The 20,245-nt window shown below is 69.5% G+C and carries 19 protein-coding genes and 1 pseudogene; 10 read left to right on the top strand and 10 right to left on the bottom strand.

From position 1 onward, the window contains the following. Positions 1–206: 206 nt before the first annotated feature. Positions 207–2,951: an ATP-binding protein gene (locus OG990_RS15510; protein ID WP_406081142.1), complete on the bottom strand. Its 2,745-nt coding sequence runs from the start codon at positions 2,949–2,951 to the stop codon at positions 207–209. 136 nt (positions 2,952–3,087) lie between these two features. On the opposite strand from OG990_RS15510, the gene OG990_RS15505 reads away from it, so the two are divergent. Together OG990_RS15505 and OG990_RS15500 are read left to right on the top strand one after the other, a co-directional pair. Next, on the top strand, positions 3,088–3,684 hold the full coding sequence (locus tag OG990_RS15505) for a dihydrofolate reductase family protein (RefSeq protein WP_406081141.1): 597 nt from the start codon (positions 3,088–3,090) through the stop codon (positions 3,682–3,684). A gap of 82 nt (positions 3,685–3,766) precedes the next feature. After that, positions 3,767–4,111 carry a DUF1801 domain-containing protein gene (locus OG990_RS15500; RefSeq protein WP_406081139.1) on the top strand — a complete coding sequence of 115 codons (345 nt, stop codon included), beginning with the start codon at positions 3,767–3,769 and terminating at the stop codon, positions 4,109–4,111. Between the two features lie 265 nt (positions 4,112–4,376). Here the strand turns inward: OG990_RS15500 and OG990_RS15495 are convergent, their stop codons facing one another. Both OG990_RS15495 and OG990_RS15490 read right to left on the bottom strand, forming a co-directional pair. After that, positions 4,377–5,039: a response regulator gene (locus tag OG990_RS15495; protein WP_406081137.1), complete on the bottom strand. Its 663-nt coding sequence runs from the start codon at positions 5,037–5,039 to the stop codon at positions 4,377–4,379. Further along, positions 5,027–6,187, bottom strand: coding sequence for a sensor histidine kinase (locus tag OG990_RS15490; RefSeq protein WP_406081136.1), 1,161 nt, complete (start codon positions 6,185–6,187; stop codon positions 5,027–5,029). Before OG990_RS15490 ends, OG990_RS15495 begins: the two co-directional genes overlap by 13 nt. Before the next feature lie 130 nt (positions 6,188–6,317). Here OG990_RS15490 and OG990_RS15485 point away from each other — a divergent pair, with 130 nt between their 5' ends. From OG990_RS15485 to OG990_RS15465, 5 genes are all read left to right on the top strand, one after another. Beyond that, a complete protein-coding gene (locus OG990_RS15485) occupies positions 6,318–6,719 on the top strand; it encodes a DUF6069 family protein (RefSeq protein ID WP_386990125.1) in 402 nt (133 codons plus the stop codon). Further along, positions 6,716–7,189: a hypothetical protein gene (locus tag OG990_RS15480; protein WP_406081135.1), complete on the top strand. Its 474-nt coding sequence runs from the start codon at positions 6,716–6,718 to the stop codon at positions 7,187–7,189. The genes OG990_RS15485 and OG990_RS15480 overlap by 4 nt, the downstream gene beginning before the upstream one ends. Before the next feature lie 314 nt (positions 7,190–7,503). Next, positions 7,504–8,064, top strand: coding sequence for a hypothetical protein (locus OG990_RS15475; RefSeq protein WP_406081133.1), 561 nt, complete (start codon positions 7,504–7,506; stop codon positions 8,062–8,064). A gap of 45 nt (positions 8,065–8,109) precedes the next feature. After that, complete coding sequence (locus OG990_RS15470; protein ID WP_406081131.1) at positions 8,110–8,322, top strand: OsmC family protein; 213 nt, start codon at positions 8,110–8,112, stop codon at positions 8,320–8,322. 40 nt (positions 8,323–8,362) lie between these two features. Continuing rightward, on the top strand, positions 8,363–8,728 hold the full coding sequence (locus OG990_RS15465; RefSeq protein ID WP_386990117.1) for a DNA polymerase ligase N-terminal domain-containing protein: 366 nt from the start codon (positions 8,363–8,365) through the stop codon (positions 8,726–8,728). A 263-nt stretch (positions 8,729–8,991) separates the two neighbouring features. Here the strand turns inward: OG990_RS15465 and OG990_RS15460 are convergent, their stop codons facing one another. The 5 genes from OG990_RS15460 to OG990_RS15440 form a co-directional block, all read right to left on the bottom strand. After that, entirely contained in the window at positions 8,992–9,651 is a 660-nt protein-coding gene (locus OG990_RS15460) for an MSMEG_1061 family FMN-dependent PPOX-type flavoprotein (RefSeq protein ID WP_406081129.1), read from the bottom strand. Between the two features lie 88 nt (positions 9,652–9,739). Then, positions 9,740–10,564, bottom strand: coding sequence for a DeoR/GlpR family DNA-binding transcription regulator (locus tag OG990_RS15455; RefSeq protein WP_386990113.1), 825 nt, complete (start codon positions 10,562–10,564; stop codon positions 9,740–9,742). Beyond that, entirely contained in the window at positions 10,561–11,487 is a 927-nt protein-coding gene (locus OG990_RS15450) for a carbohydrate ABC transporter permease (RefSeq protein ID WP_355613732.1), read from the bottom strand. The genes OG990_RS15455 and OG990_RS15450 overlap by 4 nt, the downstream gene beginning before the upstream one ends. Before the next feature lie 3 nt (positions 11,488–11,490). Beyond that, entirely contained in the window at positions 11,491–12,420 is a 930-nt protein-coding gene (locus tag OG990_RS15445) for a carbohydrate ABC transporter permease (RefSeq protein WP_406081127.1), read from the bottom strand. Positions 12,421–12,436: 16 nt separating this feature from the next. Further along, on the bottom strand, positions 12,437–13,765 hold the full coding sequence (locus OG990_RS15440) for an extracellular solute-binding protein (RefSeq protein WP_406081126.1): 1,329 nt from the start codon (positions 13,763–13,765) through the stop codon (positions 12,437–12,439). 214 nt (positions 13,766–13,979) lie between these two features. Here OG990_RS15440 and OG990_RS15435 point away from each other — a divergent pair, with 214 nt between their 5' ends. After that, positions 13,980–14,873 carry an SIS domain-containing protein gene (locus tag OG990_RS15435; protein WP_406081124.1) on the top strand — a complete coding sequence of 298 codons (894 nt, stop codon included), beginning with the start codon at positions 13,980–13,982 and terminating at the stop codon, positions 14,871–14,873. 230 nt (positions 14,874–15,103) lie between these two features. Beyond that, a complete protein-coding gene (locus OG990_RS15430) occupies positions 15,104–16,603 on the top strand; it encodes a Gfo/Idh/MocA family oxidoreductase (protein ID WP_328415321.1) in 1,500 nt (499 codons plus the stop codon). A 195-nt stretch (positions 16,604–16,798) separates the two neighbouring features. On the opposite strand, the gene OG990_RS15425 is transcribed toward OG990_RS15430, so the two are convergent. Continuing rightward, entirely contained in the window at positions 16,799–17,641 is an 843-nt protein-coding gene (locus OG990_RS15425) for a LysR family transcriptional regulator (protein ID WP_406081122.1), read from the bottom strand. Positions 17,642–17,749: 108 nt separating this feature from the next. Here OG990_RS15425 and OG990_RS15420 point away from each other — a divergent pair, with 108 nt between their 5' ends. Beyond that, entirely contained in the window at positions 17,750–18,919 is a 1,170-nt protein-coding gene (locus OG990_RS15420) for an MFS transporter (RefSeq protein WP_406081121.1), read from the top strand. A gap of 164 nt (positions 18,920–19,083) precedes the next feature. Here OG990_RS15420 and OG990_RS15415 read toward each other — a convergent pair. After that, positions 19,084–19,915: pseudogene (locus tag OG990_RS15415) on the bottom strand (DUF72 domain-containing protein). Positions 19,916–20,245 lie beyond the last annotated feature (330 nt).

Raw genomic sequence — 20,245 nt, 5'->3', positions numbered from 1 at the left:
GGACCCCTTCCGCTGCGACTGGAACTACACGGTGCACTGTGGATCTGTCACCGACACCACACCAGACAGCGCATCCGTCCCGAAACGGATCAACCAATTTCACGGCGGGCTCTGAGCGCAGTGGCACGTTCAGCGCAGCCGGCTATTCACTGTCCGACGTGGTAGGAGAACGCTGACGGTCGCAGCGGGACGGGCCCGGCGTTTTATCAAACTCGTTGAGCCGGGACCTCGACGCCGAGGGCGTCGAGGTCCCGGCGGCCTTCGGCGGCACGGTCCGGCAGCAGCAGGAGCGTGGATGCCCGTTCGAACCGGGCGCCGATGTGCTCCCACCCCGCCACGGCGGCGGTGAGGGCTGCGGTGTCGCCGTGGAGGCGGCCTCGGGCCCGGGCGGTGCAGGCGGCGGCCCACGCGCTCTCGTGCCGCTCGGCGGCCGACAGCAGCTCCGGCGCGTCGGGAAGCCCGGCGACGACGGCCAGCTCGGCGCCCACCGCCCGCGAGTAGGGCGGAGACCAGCTGCGGATGCCGTTGAACGTCAGGCGGACAAGCGCGGCGGCGTCCTCGGCCCGCCCGGCGTGTACGGCGAGCCGCGCGTCGACCATCGACACGAACGTGGAGTGCGGGGGTAGCTCCCCGATAACCTCGATCGCGCGGGAACGCCACAGCGCGTACCCCTCGTCGTCGCCGCGCAGCCCGTGGACGAGGGCGACCGCGGCCATCGGCGGCGACATCGTGCCGGTGCGCGGACGGCCGGCCCGCCGCCAACCCTCCCACGCGGTGCCCGCCATCCGCAGCGCCTCATCGAAGCGTCCGCTGAGCACCAGCGGCGTGATCAGAAGGGCGGCCGAGTAATAGGAGCTGCCAGCGAGGTCGTCGTCCATGGTCCGCTGGCCGATCGACAGGGCAGCCGGCAGGTCACCGACGCCGAGGGCAGCCAGGTGGGCCATCCGGTACGTGTCGACGATCTCCGGGGCGGCGTTCGGGTCGTGCCGGGACATCGCGGGCAGCAGGGTCAACCGTTCGTCCATGATCTGGCGAACCGCCCCGCCCCGCCCCGCCACGATGTCGGCGGTGGCCACCGTGTCCAGAGCCGCGCTGATCAGCACCGGATCGCCGGTGGCCCGGGCGGCTGCCACGGCGGCCTCGGCGAGCACCAGGTCGGCCTCATACCTGTCTGCGGTCGCGGCCCAGGCCGCCGCCTCGGCGAGGCGGGCCGCCACCACGGCGTCGCTCGACCCGTCGGCTGCCGACGCCGCCTCGTCGAGGAGATCACGCAGGCGCTCGTACGGAACCTCGGCGGCGAACCCTGCCGGGTGCCGCCGCGCAGTGGTGACCGCCTGCGCCAGCGCGATGGCCGTGGCCCCACGATCCCCGGCCACCCGGGCCCGCTGCGCGGCGGCCAGCAGCAGGTCGAAGGGCCGCTGACCGTCGTCGCCGATCGCATGGGAAACGGCGGAGGCCGCGTACAGGTCCGCCGCGGCCTCGCCCGGAGCGGGGGCCCGTTCGGCGGCGGTCCGGTAGTGGCCGAGCGATTCCATCAGGAACCGCCGCGTGTAGGCGAGGTGTGCCAGTGCCTGCGCCAGCCGGTGCGGCAGCTCACCCGGGCCTTCGGGGGCGACGGCGAGGGCGGCTCTCAGATCGTCGGCGACACCGTCGAACTCTTCGTACCACTCGTCGCCATCCAGCCTTGTCTCCAGCTCGGTGGCGACGTCCGCCGCCCAGCGCAGGTGCCGGTCCTGGATCTCCGGCCGCTCGCCCGAGACGTCCAACTGTTCGATGGCGAACGCGCGCACGGTCTGTAGCAGTCGCCACCGGACCGCTCCGCCTCGGCGGTGCACGCTGACCAGGCTCTTGTCCGCGAGCCTGCCAAGCACGTCGGCAATCGCACCGTGGGTGCTCCCGGCAGAGCTCACCCCGGCGACGGCGGCGAGGTCGAACGCCCCGGCGAAGACGGCGAGCCGCCGGAACAGTGCCTGTTCCTCGTCATCGAGCAGGTCGTAGCTCCAGCCGATGACGGCGCGCAGCGAGCGGTGCCGCTCGTCCACACCCCTACCGCCGGCCACCAGCCGTAGCTGGTCATCGAGCGCGGCCAACAACCCGTTCTCGCCCAGGCCGGCACTGCGCGCCGCGGCCAACTCGATCGCCAGCGGCATACCGTCCAGCCGCGCGCACAGCTTGGCCACCACCACGGGGTCCGCCCCGAACCCGGGGTCCGCGGCGGTAGCGCGGTCGATGAAGAGTCGCTCGGCGTCGGACTCCAGCGGCAGCGGGCCCAGCGGTACGGCACGCTCACCCCGTACACCGAGGCGTTCCCTGCTGGTGGCGAGGATGTGGGTAGCCGGGCAGGCGGCCAGCACCCGCTCCACGAACGGTGCCACCACGTCGATCACATGCTCGCAGTTGTCCAGCACCAGCAGCGATCGACTCTCTCCGAGCCGCTCCACCACAGCGTCCTCCAGCGACTGCTGGGGGCGCTCGCTGACGCCGAGCACCGTGGCCACCGCCTGTGCGATGTACCCGCCACGGGCGGGGACGAGGTCGACGAACGCGCCACCGGAGGGAAAGGAGGACCCCGCCGCCCCGGCGATCTGGCCCGCCAGTCGGGTCTTCCCCATCCCGCCTGGTCCCACCACGGTCACGAGTCGGGCGCCGCGCAGCGTCTCCATCAGGTGCTCGCGCTCCGCGCTCCTGCCGATGAAGGTGGTGAGCGCCGATGGCAGGCCGGCCAGCCGCCCAGGTACCGGCGCCCCCGCCTGCACCTGTACGGCGAGCTCGCCGAGCGCCCGCCGGTCGGCGACGCCGTACTTGCGCAGCAGCGAGGAGACGTGATTCTCCACGGTCCGTACGGAGATGTGCAGCCTGCCGGCGATGTCGGCGTTGGACAGGCGCGCGCCGAGCATGACGAGCACCTCGATCTCTCGCTTCGACGCTCCGGCGGGATGCGTGACGTCCATCGCACCATCCTGCCCGACGCTGGCTCCGTAGTGCGTAGTCCAATGAGTGGTGGAATGCGTGGTCGCCGCCGATGCCCGTCCCGCCCCCCGTGCAGCAGGCTCTACCTGAGGTCACCGAAACTACGTGGGAGACATCATGGGACGCGTCGTTCTGTCCATCTTCACCACCGCCGATGGGGTCGTCGACGACCCGCAGCGGTTCACCTTCCAGTTCGTCAGCGAGGACTCCATGCGGACCGGGCTGGCGCAACTGCAGGCCGCCGACGCGCTGCTGCTCGGCCGGGTCACCTATGAGGGGTTCGCCGCGTCCTGGCCGAACATGACCGACGAGGCGGGCTTCGCCGACAAGATGAACAGCATGCCCAAGTACGTCGTCTCGACGACACTGGACCGGGGCGAGTGGAAGAACACCACCGTCATCAGCGAGAACGTCGCCGAGACGATCACCAAGCTGAAGGCCGAGGTGAGCGGCGACATCCTGGTCTACGGCAGCGTCGCACTGGTCAGGTGGCTGCTGCGTAATGAACTCGTCGACGAACTGCGCCTGGTCACCTACCCCGTCGTGATGGGCGGTGGCGTGCGCCTCTTCGAGGAGTCGGGCGAGCCGGTGGTCCTCCGGCTGGTCGGCGCGCAGGCGTTCAACTCGGGCGTGGTCGTGCTGACCTACGCTCCCACCGGGGACAAGCTCGTCGGGTGGGAGCAGGAGCCCGGGGCCCCAGGCGGTGAAGGGTAAGAGCGAGGCGGCGCTCGACCCTCGGCTACGACACGTTCTGTAGGCCCATGCTTTCCAGCGAACAGTGATGAAGGAGAAGACCGTGGACGACGACGTCACCCAGTACATCAACAAGACGCAGCCGTGGCAGATCGACGTATGTGACAAACTACGTGCGATGATCGACCAAACCATTCCAGGTGTCGAGGAACGGCTTCAGTACGGCAAGCCGCACTACCTGAAGAACGGCCACTACGCGGCCGTCATCGCGGTAGCCAAGTCCAAGGTCTCGTTCATGGTCTTCAACGCAACGGACATCCCTGAGGTCAAGGGGTTCCTCCGGGCAATGGGCAACGGTGAACGCAAAACTGTCGACATCAAAGAAGGGCAAGACGTCGACTACGGCGCACTCGCCAGCATCCTGGGAAAGACCACGGCTGCCTTGTAGTTGCCAGCGCATCTGCCTGGAAGAGTCTGATCAATCTGACCCGCTGCGCGCATTTCGGTGGACGCCGCCGAAGCGCAGCGGGTCAGCGCGACGGACGGACGATCGTGTACTGGCGCCCCGGCTGTCGCTACTGCCTCCCGGCAAGGATCGACGGATGGCGCCGCCGTACCCGGAGCTTGACCATGACGGCTACGGGCCGCGACCAGGCGCGGGTCCTGCTCACCATCGCGCCCGACCGCGTCCGCGCAACGGGCTGACCTCCTGATCAGGCCAGCCGACCGTCGTGGGCGAGCAGGGCGATCTGGGTGCGGTTGTCGAGGTCCAGCTTGGTCAGGATGTGCGAGACGTGGGCCTTCACGGTGGTCACGCTCATCAGCAGCTCGGTGGCGATCTCGGCGTTGGAGCGTCCCTGCGCGATGGCCAGGACGACGTCGCGTTCCCGGGGCGTGAGCAGGGCCAGTCGGGTACGCGCCTGCTCGTAGGACTCGGCGCCGGACGCGACCCGCTGCATGAGGCGGCGCGTGACGCCCGGCGACAGCATCGGGTTGCCGGCGGCGACGGCGCGGACGGCCTGGCTGATCCGCTCCGGCGGGGTGTCCTTGAGCAGGAACCCGCTGGCGCCGGCCCGCAGGGCCCGCACCACGTGCTCGTCGGTGTCGAACGTGGTGAGCACGATGATCTCCGGTGGCCGGGGGCGGCGGCGCAGGCGCTCGGTGGCGGTGATGCCGTTGACGCCGGGCATCCGGATGTCCATCAGCACCACGTCGGGTATGTGCCGGTCCACCGCGGTGATCGCCGCACCACCGTCGGCGGCCTCGCCCACAACGACGATCCCGTCGGCGCCGTCGAGCATCATCGTCAGCATTCCCCGCACGAGGGGATCGTCGTCGACGATGACGACCCGAACCGGGCCCGTCACGTCGGCCACGGCAGCCACGCGGTGAGGTGGAACCGACCCGAGGCGTCGATGTGGTGGGCGACGCGGCCGCCGGTGAGGGCGGCCCGCTCGGCGAGACCGATCAGACCCGCGCCGTCGTGCCCGGCGGCACCGCCGTCGGGTGTGGTCGGGTTGCTCACCGCGATGCTCAGGCCGGAGCCGGGCGCCCCGCCGACGGCGAGTCGGACCGGCTGCCCGGCGGCGTGCTTGCGGGCGTTGGTCAGCGCCTCCTGCGCGATCCGGTAGGCGGTGCGGCCGACCGTCGGGGGGACCTCGACCGGCGGGCCGAGCGGGTCGTCGACCTCGATGTGCTGCCCGGCGGCCCGAGCCTCCTCGACCAGGCGCGGCAGGTCTGCGAGGGTCTGCCCGGGCGGTGCGTCCGCTGGCGCCTCGGCGTCGTCGGTGCGCAGCAGCGTGATGACCTCGCGCAGTTCGTCGAGGGCGTGGTGTGCGCTGGCGCGGATCACCCCGGCGGCGGCGCTGAGCCGCTCGGGTGGCGCGTCCGGCCGGTACTCCATCGCGCCGGCGGCCGCTGCCAGCAGCGACAGCCGATGGGCCAGCACGTCGTGCATCTCCCGCGCAATCCGGGTGCGCTCGGCCGCCCGGGCCTCGACGACCCGCCGTTCCTGCTCCTGCTCCGCCCGCCAGGCCCGGTCCCGCAGTGCCGCCAGCAGGGCGTACCGGGCCTGCGCCCAGGTGCCCCAGCCAAGCAAGGCCGCGTACGCGGCCGTCATCAGCACCAGCCGCCACGCGTACGGCAGGCTGGGCATCGGCCGCCACACCGCCTGCACCGCCTCGCCTACCACGCCGACCGCTGCCACCACCGCGGCCTGCCGGAACGGCCGGTTGCGGGCGGTGAACAGCACCGCGAAGCTCGCCACCGGAGTGGCCACCGGCGACAGCGCCACCAGCAGACCCGCCAGCACGCCAGCGACCTCCGGGCGGCGGACGACCACCGGGACGAGGGCCAGGGCGGCCACCGCCAGCGCGACATCGGCGCGGACCAGGGCGGTCGACTCGGAGCGGGTGGCGGACCACAGCACGGTCGCGATGAGCACGCCCATCGTCACGGTCGCCACACCCACCGGGACGGAACGCCACGTCCGCGGCGGGTCCACGTCGCACGTCGCCGCATCCACCAGCGCAGGCTACTGGGCTCGCGGAGCGCCGGACCACCTCCTTTGGTAGTACGCGGCGCCGCCGACGGATGTACCCGCCGCGGCGTCCGGACCGACGTGCCCGACCCGGGCCGGTCCACAGACTCAGGGCATGACGAACAACCTTCTCCTGCGCCGAACCGCAGTGGCGGCCGGCGCGACCCTGGTAGCGACGGCGGAGTTCGCGATCCTGCACTCGGCGGCCGGCGTCGACCTGGCAGCCGGCACCGCAAACGCGACCCGGCAGATCACGGTGGCCGCAGTCGTGGTGGCCGCCGCGGTCGCTGCACTGGCCGCCTGGGCGCTGCTCGCGCTGCTGGAACGCCTCACCAACCGGGCGCGCGCCTGGTGGACCTCGATCGCGGTCGCGGTCCTGCTGCTGTCACTGCTGGTCGGGCCGCCGAGCGGCGTCGGCGGGGGAGCGAAGACGACGCTCGCGCTGCTACACCTGAGCGTCGGCGTCGTCCTCATCCTCGGCCTGCCCCGGCCGCGCCCGGAAGGGCTGAACCGATGACCGCGCTGACCATACGCAAGCAGGACGGCGCCTTCGTCCTCGACTCCGATGCCGGACCGCGCGCCTCGCTGCATACCGGCTGGACGTGGCGGTGCGGCGAGATCCGCACCGGCGCGGGCCTCTGGACGGTCGAGCCGACCGACCGCCGACGCATCGGGGTCACCGCCCAGGCCGAGCACGGCGCCGCGGTACGGCTCGACCCGCGCCAGTCGCACGTGCCGGGACCTGGCGGGGTGACGCGCTGGGCGCCCGGCCGCTGCGGTGGCGAGCTGGTCCGCGACAGGCACCGACTCGCGGTGCGCCTCCCCGGCCGGCTCGGCGGGCCGATCCGCGTCGACGTAACCGGTGAGTGGGCCGAGGTGGAGCTGGTGGCGCTCACCGCCTGCTTCGCACTGATGAGTCGACGGCGGCAGCGCACCCTGATCATGATGGCGGTCGTCAGCACCGCCAGTCGCGGCCCCATGGGTTGACGCGAGCGTGTCCGGCAGAAGGCGATGACGAGGACGAGTGATCGATGGAACCGGCAGGCCCGAAATGGGTTGTGCGATGGGCGTGAAGGAAACGGGTGTCTTCCCACCCGACAAGCGCTGAGGAGTGACACGGATCTGCTCGCCGTCGGTGGCACCGCTCGCTCACCCGTGCCCGCGCCGGTACTCGCCGACACGGGTGCTCCGGCCAGCTTGGCTCGCAGGGTCGAGTTCCGCGAGGCTCGCGCCCAGCTGAGCATCGTGATCGGTTCGACGGCCTGCTGGCGGTCCTTGACCGGGGTCGACACGATGCAGGCGTGAGCCGTCCACCCACACTCCCGCCGTACCCCGGTGCCCGCCCCGCGCCGTCGGGGCGGGGGAGCGCGGGGTGGTGGGTCCTCGGCGCCGCCCTGGTCGTCGTGATCGCGGTCGGAGGCGTCGTCGTGTTTTGCGCCGGCCTCTGGACGTACGCGAACCACGACCGGCCCGAGCTGATCGACAATCCACCGGTCAGCGAGGTGGCCGAGAGCGCGTGCGCCACGATGCGCGCCACCGTGGCGGCGAAGGCTGTACCTCCCGACGCACCCGCCGACGCGCGGGCGCGCTCGATCCGGGAGCAGAACGACGCAGTGACCGCCATGGTGGCGCGGGTGCGTGACCTGGACCGCGACCTGTTGGCGGGCGATCATCCGGTCAACGCGTGGCTGGGCGACTGGGAGACCCTCGTCGAGGCCCGCGAGCGGTATGCCGCCGATCTCGCCGCCGGCCGCCGGCCGCGCTTCGTGGTGCCGACCGCGGATGGCGAGCCGCTCACCGATCGGATGAACTCGGTGGGGCTGACGTGCGAGGTCCCGCCGCAGCTCATCGACCTCCTGTAGCCGGATCAGCCCTGCCGACGTGGTCAGTGCGTCCTCGTCCGTGCGATGTCACCGGGAACCAGCTTCACGCCGGTGGAGCTGCTTCTGGCTGCCATCGGCGGCTGCACGGCGATAGACGTGGACCACATCACCAGGCGTCGTGCCGAGCCGACGCAACTCTCCGTCGTAGTCAGCGGCGACAAGATCCGGGACGAGACCGGAGGAAGACTGAGGTCTGCGGGCGCCGGGCGAGTCTGCGTTGAACAGGTTGAGCAGTAGCGCATCCATCGGCAGGCGGTGGGGCCGGTGTGTGCGGACAATGGTGAGAGTGGCACCTGCATTCGTCCTGCACCACCACCGCAAACCACGACCGCATTTTGACCTGCGGCTCGAGGAGGACGGTGTGCTGCGCTCCTGGGCGGTGCCTCGCGGCCTGCCGGACAGTCCCGACGACAACCGGCTCGCGATCGCCGTGCCCGATCACCACCTCGATCACCTCACCTATGAGGACGCCGACAAGTCGATCGCCGACATCGGCACCTGGGAGGAGCACGACCGCACCGAGCGTCGAATGCTGTTCACGTTGAACGGCCGCGCCGGCCGTCGGCGATACGCGCTCATCCGGACCGGTGAGGGTTGGCTGCTGCACCTGACGAAAGAGCAGCCTCCGGACGAGCGCGGTTAGAAGGCTCCCGAGGTCGGCCCGTACTCCTGAAGCGCCTTCGACCAGCGCTGGTAATCGGGCCAGGCCTGCGGCGTGGTGCCGCCGGCTGTGAGGCGCCGGCACTCCCGCCGCCGGCGGCGGCACTCGGGGGCCTGCCCGGGGTGCACGCGCCGCATCCCCGCCACGGCCTCATCGCGACCAGCGCCACCCGCCCCCGCAGCGTCCGAGCGTCGTCAAGGTCCGATTGACAAGGGCGGTGCTCGGCGCAATCGCTGTGCGGCTCGTTACTCGTACCGGTACTTCAGCGAGTCCGCCTCCGCCTGCTCGATGTCAGCGATCGTCAGCTCCGGCATCCGCAGCTGGGCCAGCGTCACCTCGGCCGAGGTCGGCTGCGCGTTCGCTGGCAGCCACTTCTCCGGCTCCCAGACGCCGGTGCGCAGGAGCGACTTGGGGCAGTGCGGGTAGACCTCGTCGATTCCCACCACCAGCGCACTGGCCGGCGGCTTGCCCACGGCGGTCAGCTGCGACAGCAGATCGGGGCGAGTGGAGACGCAGGCCCGGCCGTTCAGTCTGAGCGTCGTGGTGCGCCCCGGGATGATGAACAGCAGCCCGGCCCGTCCGGTCGCGATGACGTTCTGCAGGGTGTCCAGACGCTTGTTGCCAGTCGCGTCCGGTATCGCCACGGTCCGTGCGTCCAGGACGGCGACGAACCCGGCGGGGCCGCCGCGCGGGGAAACGTCACAGTTGCCCTCGGCGTCCACGCTGGCGACCAGGACCAGCGACGAGCAGCCGATCAACCGCCGGGTCTGCTCGGTGAGTTCGGTCATCTGCTTCCGCACGGCCGCGTCGCTGGGGAGTTCGTAGGCCCGGCGCAGCGCCTCCTGGTCGGGCACGGCGTCGAGGCGCAGCGAGTCGAAGGCGCTGGCGGCAAGGGCTGGCGTCATGCCGCCGACCCTAATGGGCATACCTGGCGAACGATAGCCACATTGACTGGCGCATCGACCTCGCCAACTCCGGCCCGCCGGGCCGGCCTCAGGCCAGCAACACGTTGACCCCGGCGGCACGTAGGTCGGCGACGACCTTCGCGTCCGCGCCGTCGTCGGTCACCAGGATGTCCACCGCGTTGACGTCGCAGATCCGGGCAAAGGAGTGCCGGCCCAGCTTTTCCGAGCCGGCCACGACGACGACCCGACGGGACCGCCGGACCATCGTCGCGTCGATGCCGGCCTCGCCCTCGTCGTGACAGGACGTGCCGCCGTCGGGGGAGAACGCGTCGACCCCGAGGATCAGCACGTCGAGCCACAGCTCGTTCAGGACCATCGTCGCCAGCGGCCCGGTCAGCTCGTACGACTGGGGCAGTGCCACACCGCCGAGGATGACGGTACGGACGTGGCGTCGCAGCACCATCTCGGTGGCGATGTTGAGTGCGTTCGTCACTACCGTCACGGCCGGCCGCTGAACGGCCTGGGCGAGGTCGACCCGCGCGGCGAGGCGTCGGGCCGTCGCGGACGTGGTGGTGCCACCGTTGAACGCGACCACGTCGCCCAGTTCGACGAGCTCGCAGGCGATCGCGGCGATGCGCTCCTTGGCGCCGTTGTCGCCCCGGCCCCGGTAGCGGACCGGCAGGTCGTACGAGACGGACGTGGCCACGACACCGCCGTGCGTCCGAGCCGCCAATTGTTGCTCCGCCAGGGTGGTGAAGTCCCGGCGGACCGTCGCTTCGGAGACCTGCAGGGCGCTGGCCGCCTCGGCGACGGACAGCCTGCCGCGCGCGCCCAGGATGTCGAGCAGCGCCTGCAGGCGCTGGGCGCGGTCGCGGCCGTCCGCCCGGTCGGTGGCGGCCTCGGCCGTGCTCACTTGATGGCCCCCGCCGTGAGACCTGCCACCAGGCGCTTTTCAACCAACGCGAAGAGAATGATCACGGGCACGATGCCGACGATAGAGACTCCAAAGACGTATTGCCACGCCGAATCGTACTGACCGACGAATTTTGTGATGGCGACGGTCAGCGGCTGGTTCTCCGCCGTGGTCAAGATGACGAGGCTGGCCGCGAACTCGTTCCAGCACGCGACGAACGTGAAGATGATCGCGGTGACGATGCCCGGCCAGACCACCGGCAGGGTTACCCGCCGCAGCGTCTGCAGTTTGCTGGCACCGTCGATCATTGCCGCCTCGTCTATCTCCTTGGGCACCCCGGCGAAGAAGCTGTGCATGATCCACACCGCGAAGCTGAGGTTGAACGCGCCGTTGACGAGGATCATAGCGAGCCAGGTGTCGTCGATGCCGATCGCGAGGAACTGCCGGAACAGTCCCGCCGCGAGTACGGTCGGCTGGAGCATCTGGGTCACCAGCACCAGGAGCAGGAACGCCAGTCGTCCGGGAAAGCGGTGCTTGGCCGTGTAATAGGCGGCGGGCATGGCCACCACCAGGACCAGCAGTGTCCCGCAGGCAGAGATGATGACGGTGGAGACGAGGTTGTAGGCGAGCGGCGTCTCCGGCGTGGACCACATCGACGCGTAGTTCGATGGCACCCATTCGGTCGGCAGGTATGTGGCCGGAATGCGCAGGATCTCCGAGTGCCGCTTGAACGAGCCGATCAACATCACCAGGTAGGGCGCCAGGAAGAACAACGCCACCACCGCGCCGGCCAATGTCATCAACCATCGGCGGCGGCCGTGGCGCTGCCCGCCACGGCTCCGGGTGCGACCGTTGTCTCCGCTGGCGCGCACCGATTTCTTGGCGCGCTCATCGCCCTGAGATCTCGTTGCCGTCGTCGCCAAGGCTCACTCGTCCCTCATCGGCCGGACAACCCGGAGGTAGATACCGATGACCGCGAGGACGATGACGAAGTTCACGACACTCAGTGCGCTCGCCGTCTCGACCTGGCGGTCCTGCTGGATGTATTTGAAGATCAACGTAGTGGTGGTGTCTGCGTCGTACCCGGGAATGCTGCCGGTCAGCGTGCGGAGGATGGGCAGCGAGTTGAAGACGTTGATGATGTTGATCAGCACGGCGACGGCGATCGCTGGCCGCAGGACCGGGAAGATCACGCTCCAGTAGGTCCGCACCGAGCCGGCGCCGTCCACTGAGGCGGCTTCCACCACCTCGCGCGGCACCATCTGCAGCCCGGCGAGGATCGTGTACGTGGTGAACGGCAGCGAGACGAACACCGCCACTCCCATGGCCACCAGGAAGGCCGGCACCGGCTGTCGGGTGAAGCCGAACCCGGTATCCAAAATCCCGAGGTCGACCAGGAACTGGTTCATGACGCCGTAAAAGGGATCGAGTCCGTAGTAAAAGACGGTAGACGTCATCACGACACTGGCCGCCCACGGAACGATGACCGCGAGTCGAACCAGTCGGCGTCCAGGGAAGGCCTTGTCAAGGAATTGCGCGAGCGCCATCGAGACGAGCAGCGTCACCACGACGACGCCGACCACCCATATCGCGGTGTTGAGCAGCACCCTGCCCAACGCGGGGGAGTCGAACAGCGTCACATAATTGTCGAGCCCGGCCGAGCCGCGGTCGACCCCGACTGGCGACACGTCCCGGGTCGAGGTCCAGACCAGATAGCCGGCCGGGAACAGGACGATAGTGACAATCAGCGTCAGCGTCGGCAACAGCCATGGAAGTGCCGCCACCAGGTCCCGGCGTGCCTGACGACGCGCCGAGACCGCGGGTGCCGGCACTTCCACCAGTTGGTTGGTCATCATTCGTTAACCGCGCAGGCTAGCCGTTGGCCTTGGCCTGAATTTCATCCAGCACCGCCCTGGGATCCTTGCCCTGCCCAATCTGTCCCATCAGGCTCTGCATCGCGCCCTGGGTCGCCGCCCATTGCGGGTTCGTGCTGGGGTAGAACCTGGCGTTCGGCAGGACCTCGAGGAAGCTCGCGATCTCCGTCTTGCCCGCCTGCGCCGCTGCACCGGACTTGGTGGTGGGCAGGAATCCCTCGGTGTCGACGAACTTCGTGTAGACCGGTGCGCTGAACACGTAGTCCAGGAAGGTCTTGAGCGCTTCCTGCTTGTCACCCTCGTTCTTGAACGCCATCAGGTGGTCGGCGACCCCGAGGGTCATCGGCTGACCGTCCTTGGTGGGAATCGGCGCGCTCGCGTACTTGAGGCTCGGGTTCTTCTCCGCGATCTGCCTGACGGTTGGCGGGAGCGCCACCACCATGCCAATCTTGCCCTGGATGAACACGTCCAGCATGGGGGTCCGGTCGGACGCCCCGGGGTCGGGCTGGGTGGCCTTTTCGTCGATCATCCGTTTCATGAACGTGACGGCTTCGAGGTTCGCGGGGGTGTTGACCGCGATGGTCGACCCGTTGGTCCACGATCCGCCGTTGCCGAAGGTCCAGATTGAAGTCTCCGCCTGGGCCTCCTCGCTGCCCAGCGGCATGCCGTAGCCGTAGACGCCGTCGCCGAGACCGGCCACCTTCTTCGCCGCGTCGAGCAACTGGTCCCACGTCTTCGGCGGTGCCGCGACGGCGGCCCGCTCGAACAGTTCGGTGTTGTAGAGCATGGTGCGGGCCGAGGCGATCAGTGGCAGGCCGTACATAGTGCCGTCGATCGAGGCGTTGTCCGCAAAGGACTGCTGGAAGTCCGCCCTGGTGTTCGCCGAGACCACTTCGTCTGCGGAGTACAACAGGTCGTCCGCCGCGAAACCGGAGAAGGCGTCGATGTTGAGGATGTCCGGTGCAGCGTTCGACTGGACCTTGGTACGGACAACATCGTTGATGTTGTCCCAGGACTGGATCTCGAGCTCCACGTTGATGTCCGGGTGAGCCGCCTCAAAGTCGGCGATGATGCCCTCCCAGAGCGCCTTGGTGCCGTCGCTGTAGCTGGGCACAAGGAACGACAGCGTGCTGCCGCCCTCACTCTGCCCGTCATCGCCGCCGAACCCGCAACCTGTCAGCGCCAGGCCGGCAACCGCTACGGCTGCCCACGAACGCACGAATCTCTTCATATCCGCCTCCACCGGCGCAAGGACATCGCCAAAGTCGTGATCGGAATCCTGGCTGGCTGTGATCGTTCGTGACCGGTTCTGGTCGGAATCTTCCACGATCAAGCCGCCGCTGGGGGGAATTCTGCGTTGCCGCCCCGAGCAACGTCAAGGCCTTCCGCTGTAACTGCTGCTCCGGTCGTGGACGGTCCCTCCCGGGCCTCGATGCGTGTTCCTGACTGATTCCGTGACTTTCTTGACAGACTTGATCAGATCGCTCCATTCTGGAGGCTCTCCAAACCCGCTCGCATGAACCACGAGGACGAGGCACCCGATGAGTGAAGGAACCTTCCTGGCGGCCGAGATCAAGACCCAGCCGGATGACTGGCTCCGTGTCTTGGACGTGCTGCCGTCCGTGGCGATGGACCTTCCGCAGCCCGGCGAGCGAGTCGCGGTGCTCGGATGTGGAACATCGCTATTCGTCGCCCAGGCCTACGCGGCCCTGCGCGAGAACGCCGGCGAGGGCATCACCGACGCGTGGCCGGCCAGTGAACACCAACTCGGCCGTGGCTACGACCGGGTGCTCTGCATTAGCCGCTCGGGCACCACGACCGAGGTGCTCGACGTCCTCAAGCAGCGCCGGGACAGCGCGCCGAGCACCGTCATCACCGCCGACGCGACATCCCCGGCGGTGAGCATGGCCCGTCCGGTCGTGCTCAGCGACGTCGACGAGCGTTCGGTCGTACAGACCCGCTTCGCGACGACCACGCTCGCGCTGTTGCGGGCGGCCCTCGGTCACGACCTACGTCCGGTCGCCGAACAGGCACGGCAGGTTCTCGACCGTGGCGTCGACGCGACGAGCCCGGCCGCGACGGCCGACCAGATCACCTTCCTCGGACGCGGCTGGACGGTCGGGCTCGCGCACGAGGCGGCCCTGAAGCTACGCGAGACGACCCAACTGTGGACCGAGTCCTACCCCGCCATGGAGTACCGGCACGGTCCGCTCAGCATCACCGGGCCCGGCCGAGTCGTCTGGGCGCTCGGAGAGGTTCCCGTCGGCCTGGCGGACCAGGTCCGGGCCACCGGCGGACACTTCGAGTGGTCCGAGGTGGATCCGCTCGCCGATCTGGTCCGCGTCCAACAGTTGTGCCTGCTGCGAGCCGGGGCAGCAGGGCTCGACCCCGATCAGCCGCGCAATCTGTCCCGGTCGGTCATCCTCGACGGCTGACCGCTGGGCACCCGGGCCAGGGTGCCGGAGGTAGCCGGGCCCGGGTGGTCCGGCGCTGACTGACTCCCCGCGTCGGCCGGCATGGTTAAGCAATCGTGCCAGGATCGTGCGCCAAACGATCACCTTCAAGCAGAAGATCTCTGATCGACCATTGCGCTCGCAAGTGGAGTGATCGATACTGCTTGAAATTTCGCGTGACACGTCACATTCCCGCAGAGGAGCTGATCCACGTGAGTCCCAACGAAGCCATCCCGAGCGAGTCCACCGAGGCGGCCAGATCCCACCCGTCGCGTCGCAACGTCCTGAAGGGCGTGGGCGCGCTGGGCGCCGCGGCCGGACTGGGCGGTGCCCTACTGCCGGGCGCGGCGGCCAGTGCGGCGCCCGCGGCCGAACCTGCCCGGATCAAGGGCAAAGAGAAGTCCATGGCCAACGTGCCCTTTGAGGGCTTCGACGAGGTGCGCGTCGGCATCATCGGCCTTGGCAACCGCGGCGGAGACCAGGCCATGCGGTGGGCCGCCGTCTCCACGATCACCGCGGTCTGCGACATCCGGCCCGACCACGTCGCGGAGACCATCAGCCGAGTCATGGCCCAGGGCTTCCAGGACAAGGAGCCGGTCGGCTACTCCAACGGCGAGGAGGACTTCGAGCGGCTCGTCCGCCGTGACGATATCGACCTGATCTATATCGCCACGCCGTGGGAGTGGCACCACCCGATGGCCAAGGCGGCTATGGAGCACGGCAAGCACGTTGCCATCGAGCTGCCGATCGCGCCGCACCTGGACGACATCTGGGACCTGGTCCGCACCTCCGAGCGCACCGGCAAGCACTGCATGCTGCTGGAGAACGTGAACTACTTCCGCCCCGAGATGCAGATGTTCAACATGGCCAAGGCGGGGCTTTTCGGCGAGTTGCAGCACGCCTCCGGTGGATACGTCCACGACCTGCGCTGGCCGTACACCTTCGGGGGTGCCTACTACCCGGAGCACTGGCGGCGGCGCTGGCAAACCCGGATGAACGCCGCCCACTACCCGATGCACGGGCTCGGGCCGGTCTCGGCCTGCCTGGACATCAACCGAGGCGACCGCTTCGACGAACTCGTCGCGGTCGCCTCGCGGCCCAAGGCGCTGGCCCTGTTCCGCGAGGAGGACCCGCGGGTCGGCGCGGACCACCCGGCCTGGGACGACGATCCCTACATCTCCGGGGACCGCAAGCAGGTCTTCATCAAGACCGTCAACGACCGGTTCATCCGGGTCGAGCACGACGTGAACTCGCCCCACCCGTACAGCCGGGAGACCACGCTCACCGGGACCCGGGGTTCCCTGGAACTGGACAACGCCCGGATCTACCTGGAGTCGCTCGGTCACACGAACCACGCGTGGCGGACCGGCAGTGCCTTCAGCACGATCATGAACCAGCACGACCACTGGATCTGGCCGGCCCTGCAGAACCTGGCCAGCCAGTACGGTGGGCACGGCGGCGGCGACTTCATCTCCATCTTCCGGATGGTCCAGTTGATGCGCCTGGGCATGACCCCGGACATCGACGTCTACGACTCGGCGGCGTGGTGCTCGGTAATCCCGCTCAGCCACGAGTCGCTGAAGGGCAAGGGTTTCAAGTCGGTCAAGGTGCCCGACTTCACCCGCGGCCACTGGACGGAGGCACGCCCCACGTTCGACCGGCCGCGGCCGGAGGACCCGTGGCTGGACGGCAACGGCCGGCCGCGCCGGTAGGCGTAGGCGCGGGCTGAGCTGACGCACCCGGGGTCGGGCACGAACGGTATTGTCCGTGCCCGACCCCGGTGCTTCGAGAGCCACCCAGCGAGGTCTGCCTGGCCGGGCCACGGTCGCAGGTCAATGAAACAAGTAGCCGATGTGCGTGCGTTCGAAGGTGGGCACGACATGCTCGGGGTCTCGACGGGCTCGTGCTCAGACCATGCGACGTAACGCGGTCTCCACGGCATCGATCAGCGGATTACCTTCGGTCCGTGGGTGCCGTGCGAGACCGAGTTCGACGTCCGGCAGGGTGGGCAGGGCGTCCGCGTCGTGGCAGGCCATGACCGGTTCGAGGTTCGCGGGCATGAGCGCCGCGACGCCGAGCCCGGCCCGTACCGCGGCGAGCACACCGATCAGGCTGTTGCTTTCGAACGCCACCCGCCAGCGCCGATCGGCACGTTCCAGCGTTTCCAGCACTGACGTACGCCAGGAGCACGGGTTCGAGAACAGCACCACCGGCAGCGGATCGGCAGCCACGTCCACACCCTGGCCGATCGCCCAGACCAGCGGGCGGCGTACCGTCCAGCGCGGCGGCCCGGGAACGTCCGGCACCGCGTCGAGCACGAGTTGGACGCGGCCCGCGTCGTAGGCCTCCCGCATCGCGGCGCTGGAAATACTGAGCACCTCCAGCGTCGCGCCGGGGTGCAGCCGGGCGAGGTCGGCGAGGGCCTGCGGAAGCTGGGACGCGGCGAGGTCTTCGAGCAACCCGACGACGCAGTGGCCGGTAAGCGCGCGTCCGGTTTCGGTGAGTGCCTGTGCGGAGAGCGAGAGAATGCGTTCGGCGTACGGCAGGAGCTCCTCACCCGCCCGGGTCGGCGAGACGCCAGACGGCGACCGGTAAAGCAGTGGATGGCCGACAACGCTCTCGAGCTTGCGCAACTGCTGGCTGAGCGCGGGCTGGGTATGTCCGAGCGCGGTCGCGGCGCGGCTGATGCTGCCCGCCCGCACGGCGGTGACGAACGACCGCAGCAACGCGGTCTCAAGATCTCTGGCCATAAGCATTCATTATGCCAGCTCCAACAAATTGCCCACTTCTTATGACGTGAGGGATGATTTAGCGTCACGCTGGTGACCGGATACCGACAGGTGCTAGCCGTGCCAGGGATGGCATCGCTGCTGGGTGTTTCGCTGCTCGCCCGGGCCGCGATCACGGCTGACGTGATGGCGCTGACGATGTATGTCGTGCTGGGCCTGGAGCTGAGCTACGCGGCAGCGGGCGGGGTCGCCGCGGCCCTGACCGCCGGAGTGGCGCTGGGCGGGCCGCTGCTCGGCCGCATGATCGACTCGCGGGGCCCGCGCACCGTGCTGCTGGTAACCGTCGTAGTGCAAGTCGTGTTCTGGCTGAGCGTACCGATCCTGCCGTATGGGTTCCTGCTGGTCGCCAGCTTCGTGGCGGGTCTGCTGATGGTGCCGGCCCAGGCCGTGAGCAGGCAGGCGATCGCCGCGATGACGACAACGGAGCAGCGCCGGGCCGCGTTTGCGCTGGAATCAGTGCAGGGCGAACTGTCGTACATCGTGGGCCCGGCGGTGGTGATCCTGTGTGCGGCGACGATGTCCCCCGATGTGGTGGCGTGGGGGGTCGGTGCCGCGATCGTGGCCGGCGGAGCCGGAATCGCCTTGCTCAACCCCCCGGTGCGTGCCGATGCCGAGGCGGATGCCAGCGCGGCCGGACGGCCCCCGCGCAGGCAGTGGCTGGGCGCCGGAATGATCGCCACGCTGACGATGGCGTTCGGCACGACGACGCTGCTCAGCGGCGTCGACCTCGCCATCGTCGCCACGCTGCAAGAAGCAGGTCAGGTGTCCTGGGCTGCCGTGGTCGTAGTGGTGTTCGGCGTGTCGTCCGTCGTCGGCGGACTGTTCTACGGCGCGCTGACCCGGCCGCTGCCCACGTGGCTGCTGCTCGGCTTGCTCGGGCTTGTGACGATTCCCGCCGGGCTCGCCCAGGACTGGCCCTGGTTGTGCGTGGCCGTCGTCGGCAGCGGGCTACTCACCGCGCCGACCCTTGCCACGGTGGCCGACGCGGTGAGCCGGCTGGCGCCGGCCGCCGTGCGGGGTGAGGCGACAGGTCTGCAATCGTCAGCGCAGAGCGCTGGTTTCGCGCTCGGATCCCCGCTCGTCGGCGTGGCGATCGACCTCTCCGTGCCGGCGGGCGGCTTCGCGGCGGCCGGGCTGGCCGGCCTCGCCGCCGCACTGACCGGACACCTACTGTCCCGCCGCTCGCCCGCTCGAACGGCGGTGCCCTACCACCCTGTTCCAGTTGATCTCGGACAGTGAGCGTGGCGTCGGTGCCGCCGCCGGCCTGTCTTGAGCGGATGGTGTGGCTGCGGTCAGGGCTGGGCGCGTACCGCGGTCCGGAGGCTCAAGGTGCGCTCGGTGCCCGGCACCCGCACCGTCTGCTGCCCCGAGCCCCCCGCCTGGCCGACGCCGGCCGCGTCCGGTCAGAACAGCGTCGACGGCCCGACCGGCGTCGGCTCGGGCCGCGGCTCGACCTCGGGCAGGCACGCCCGGACCTCGTCGTGGACCCTGCGGGCGAGGTCGGGCGCGTCGGCGTTGTCCGGGGTGTGCAGGAACATGGTCGGCGAGCGGCCCTCCTCGCGCAGCCAGCCAGTCACCACGTCGAGCCACGGTTGCCAGCCCTCGACCGTCCGCGCGGGGTCGTCCCGGCCGAGGTACCGGACGATGGGCCGGTCGGTCAGCGCGCGGGTGCGCAGCGATGTACGCGGCTTCCTGGTCTACGCCTCCCGTTCCGCGTCGGTGGTCGGCGGGGTGCGGAAGAACGCGGTGGTGTCGAAGGGGATCCACTTCGTGCCGACCGGGTCGAGCGCTTCCTCGAGCGTCCGCACTGCCCGGGGGTCGTCGAAGAACACGGGGTGGCGGACCTCCACGGCGTACCGGTGGTCGGTCGGCGGCCCGCGTAGGAATCGAGCCAGCGCGGGTACGTCGGCGGGGCGGAATGAGCCCGGAAGCTGGATCCAGAGGGCGTGGGCTCCTGGGCCGAGGGGTTCGATCGCGTCCAGGAAGACCCGGTCCTCCTCCTCGGCGCCGGTGAGTCGGCGTTCGTGGGTGACGACCTTCGGCGGCTTGAGCACGAACCGGAAGTCGGGGTCGGTCTGCCGCGCCCACGACGCCACCGTCTCCCATGCCCGGGTGGCGTAGAAGGTGGTGTTCCCCTTGACCGCGGTGCACGCGGCCGGCGTAGGCGCGTAGCCGCTCGTGGGCCGGCAGCGGGTGCGCCAGGAAGCGCCCCTGCCAGGACTTGTGTGTCCACAGAGCGCAACCCACGTGCAGGCGCACCTGACCCTCCCCACCAATTCATCGTTCGATATGGATGTCTGACCTGGTGTAACGCATTTGTGGTCGGCAACGCTGGCGACTTTCGTCGCTTTATAGAAAAGTAGAGCCGGGGGCGACGAAAGCTCTGGACACCTCGAAACCAACTTAGTAGTGTCCGTAACCATCAATATGTTTCATCGAGATTAACCGACGGCGCGGTGAGTCTCGATCGATGGCCCCAGGCGGCGCAACACGTCCGGCGGCCACCGACCCAACCAGGGATGGCACCCCGGGTCAGCGGTATGACCCGTGGCCCGCAGATGCGGT

The sequence above is a fragment of the Micromonospora sp. NBC_00858 genome (assembly GCF_045207365.1).
GTDB lineage: Bacteria > Actinomycetota > Actinomycetes > Mycobacteriales > Micromonosporaceae > Micromonospora.
This window is presented reverse-complemented; position numbering and strand designations above follow the sequence as displayed.

Coding starts and splice junctions, on each gene's coding strand:
- OG990_RS15510 (WP_406081142.1), bottom strand. CDS start 2,951: ATGGACGTCACGCATCCCGCCGGAGCGTCGAAGCGAGAGATCGAGGTG.
- OG990_RS15505 (WP_406081141.1), top strand. CDS start 3,088: ATGGGACGCGTCGTTCTGTCCATCTTCACCACCGCCGATGGGGTCGTC.
- OG990_RS15485 (WP_386990125.1), top strand. CDS start 6,318: ATGACGAACAACCTTCTCCTGCGCCGAACCGCAGTGGCGGCCGGCGCG.
- OG990_RS15480 (WP_406081135.1), top strand. CDS start 6,716: ATGACCGCGCTGACCATACGCAAGCAGGACGGCGCCTTCGTCCTCGAC.
- OG990_RS15470 (WP_406081131.1), top strand. CDS start 8,110: ATGTCACCGGGAACCAGCTTCACGCCGGTGGAGCTGCTTCTGGCTGCC.
- OG990_RS15465 (WP_386990117.1), top strand. CDS start 8,363: ATGGTGAGAGTGGCACCTGCATTCGTCCTGCACCACCACCGCAAACCA.
- OG990_RS15460 (WP_406081129.1), bottom strand. CDS start 9,651: ATGACGCCAGCCCTTGCCGCCAGCGCCTTCGACTCGCTGCGCCTCGAC.
- OG990_RS15445 (WP_406081127.1), bottom strand. CDS start 12,420: ATGATGACCAACCAACTGGTGGAAGTGCCGGCACCCGCGGTCTCGGCG.
- OG990_RS15435 (WP_406081124.1), top strand. CDS start 13,980: ATGAGTGAAGGAACCTTCCTGGCGGCCGAGATCAAGACCCAGCCGGAT.
- OG990_RS15425 (WP_406081122.1), bottom strand. CDS start 17,641: ATGGCCAGAGATCTTGAGACCGCGTTGCTGCGGTCGTTCGTCACCGCC.
- OG990_RS15420 (WP_406081121.1), top strand. CDS start 17,750: ATGGCATCGCTGCTGGGTGTTTCGCTGCTCGCCCGGGCCGCGATCACG.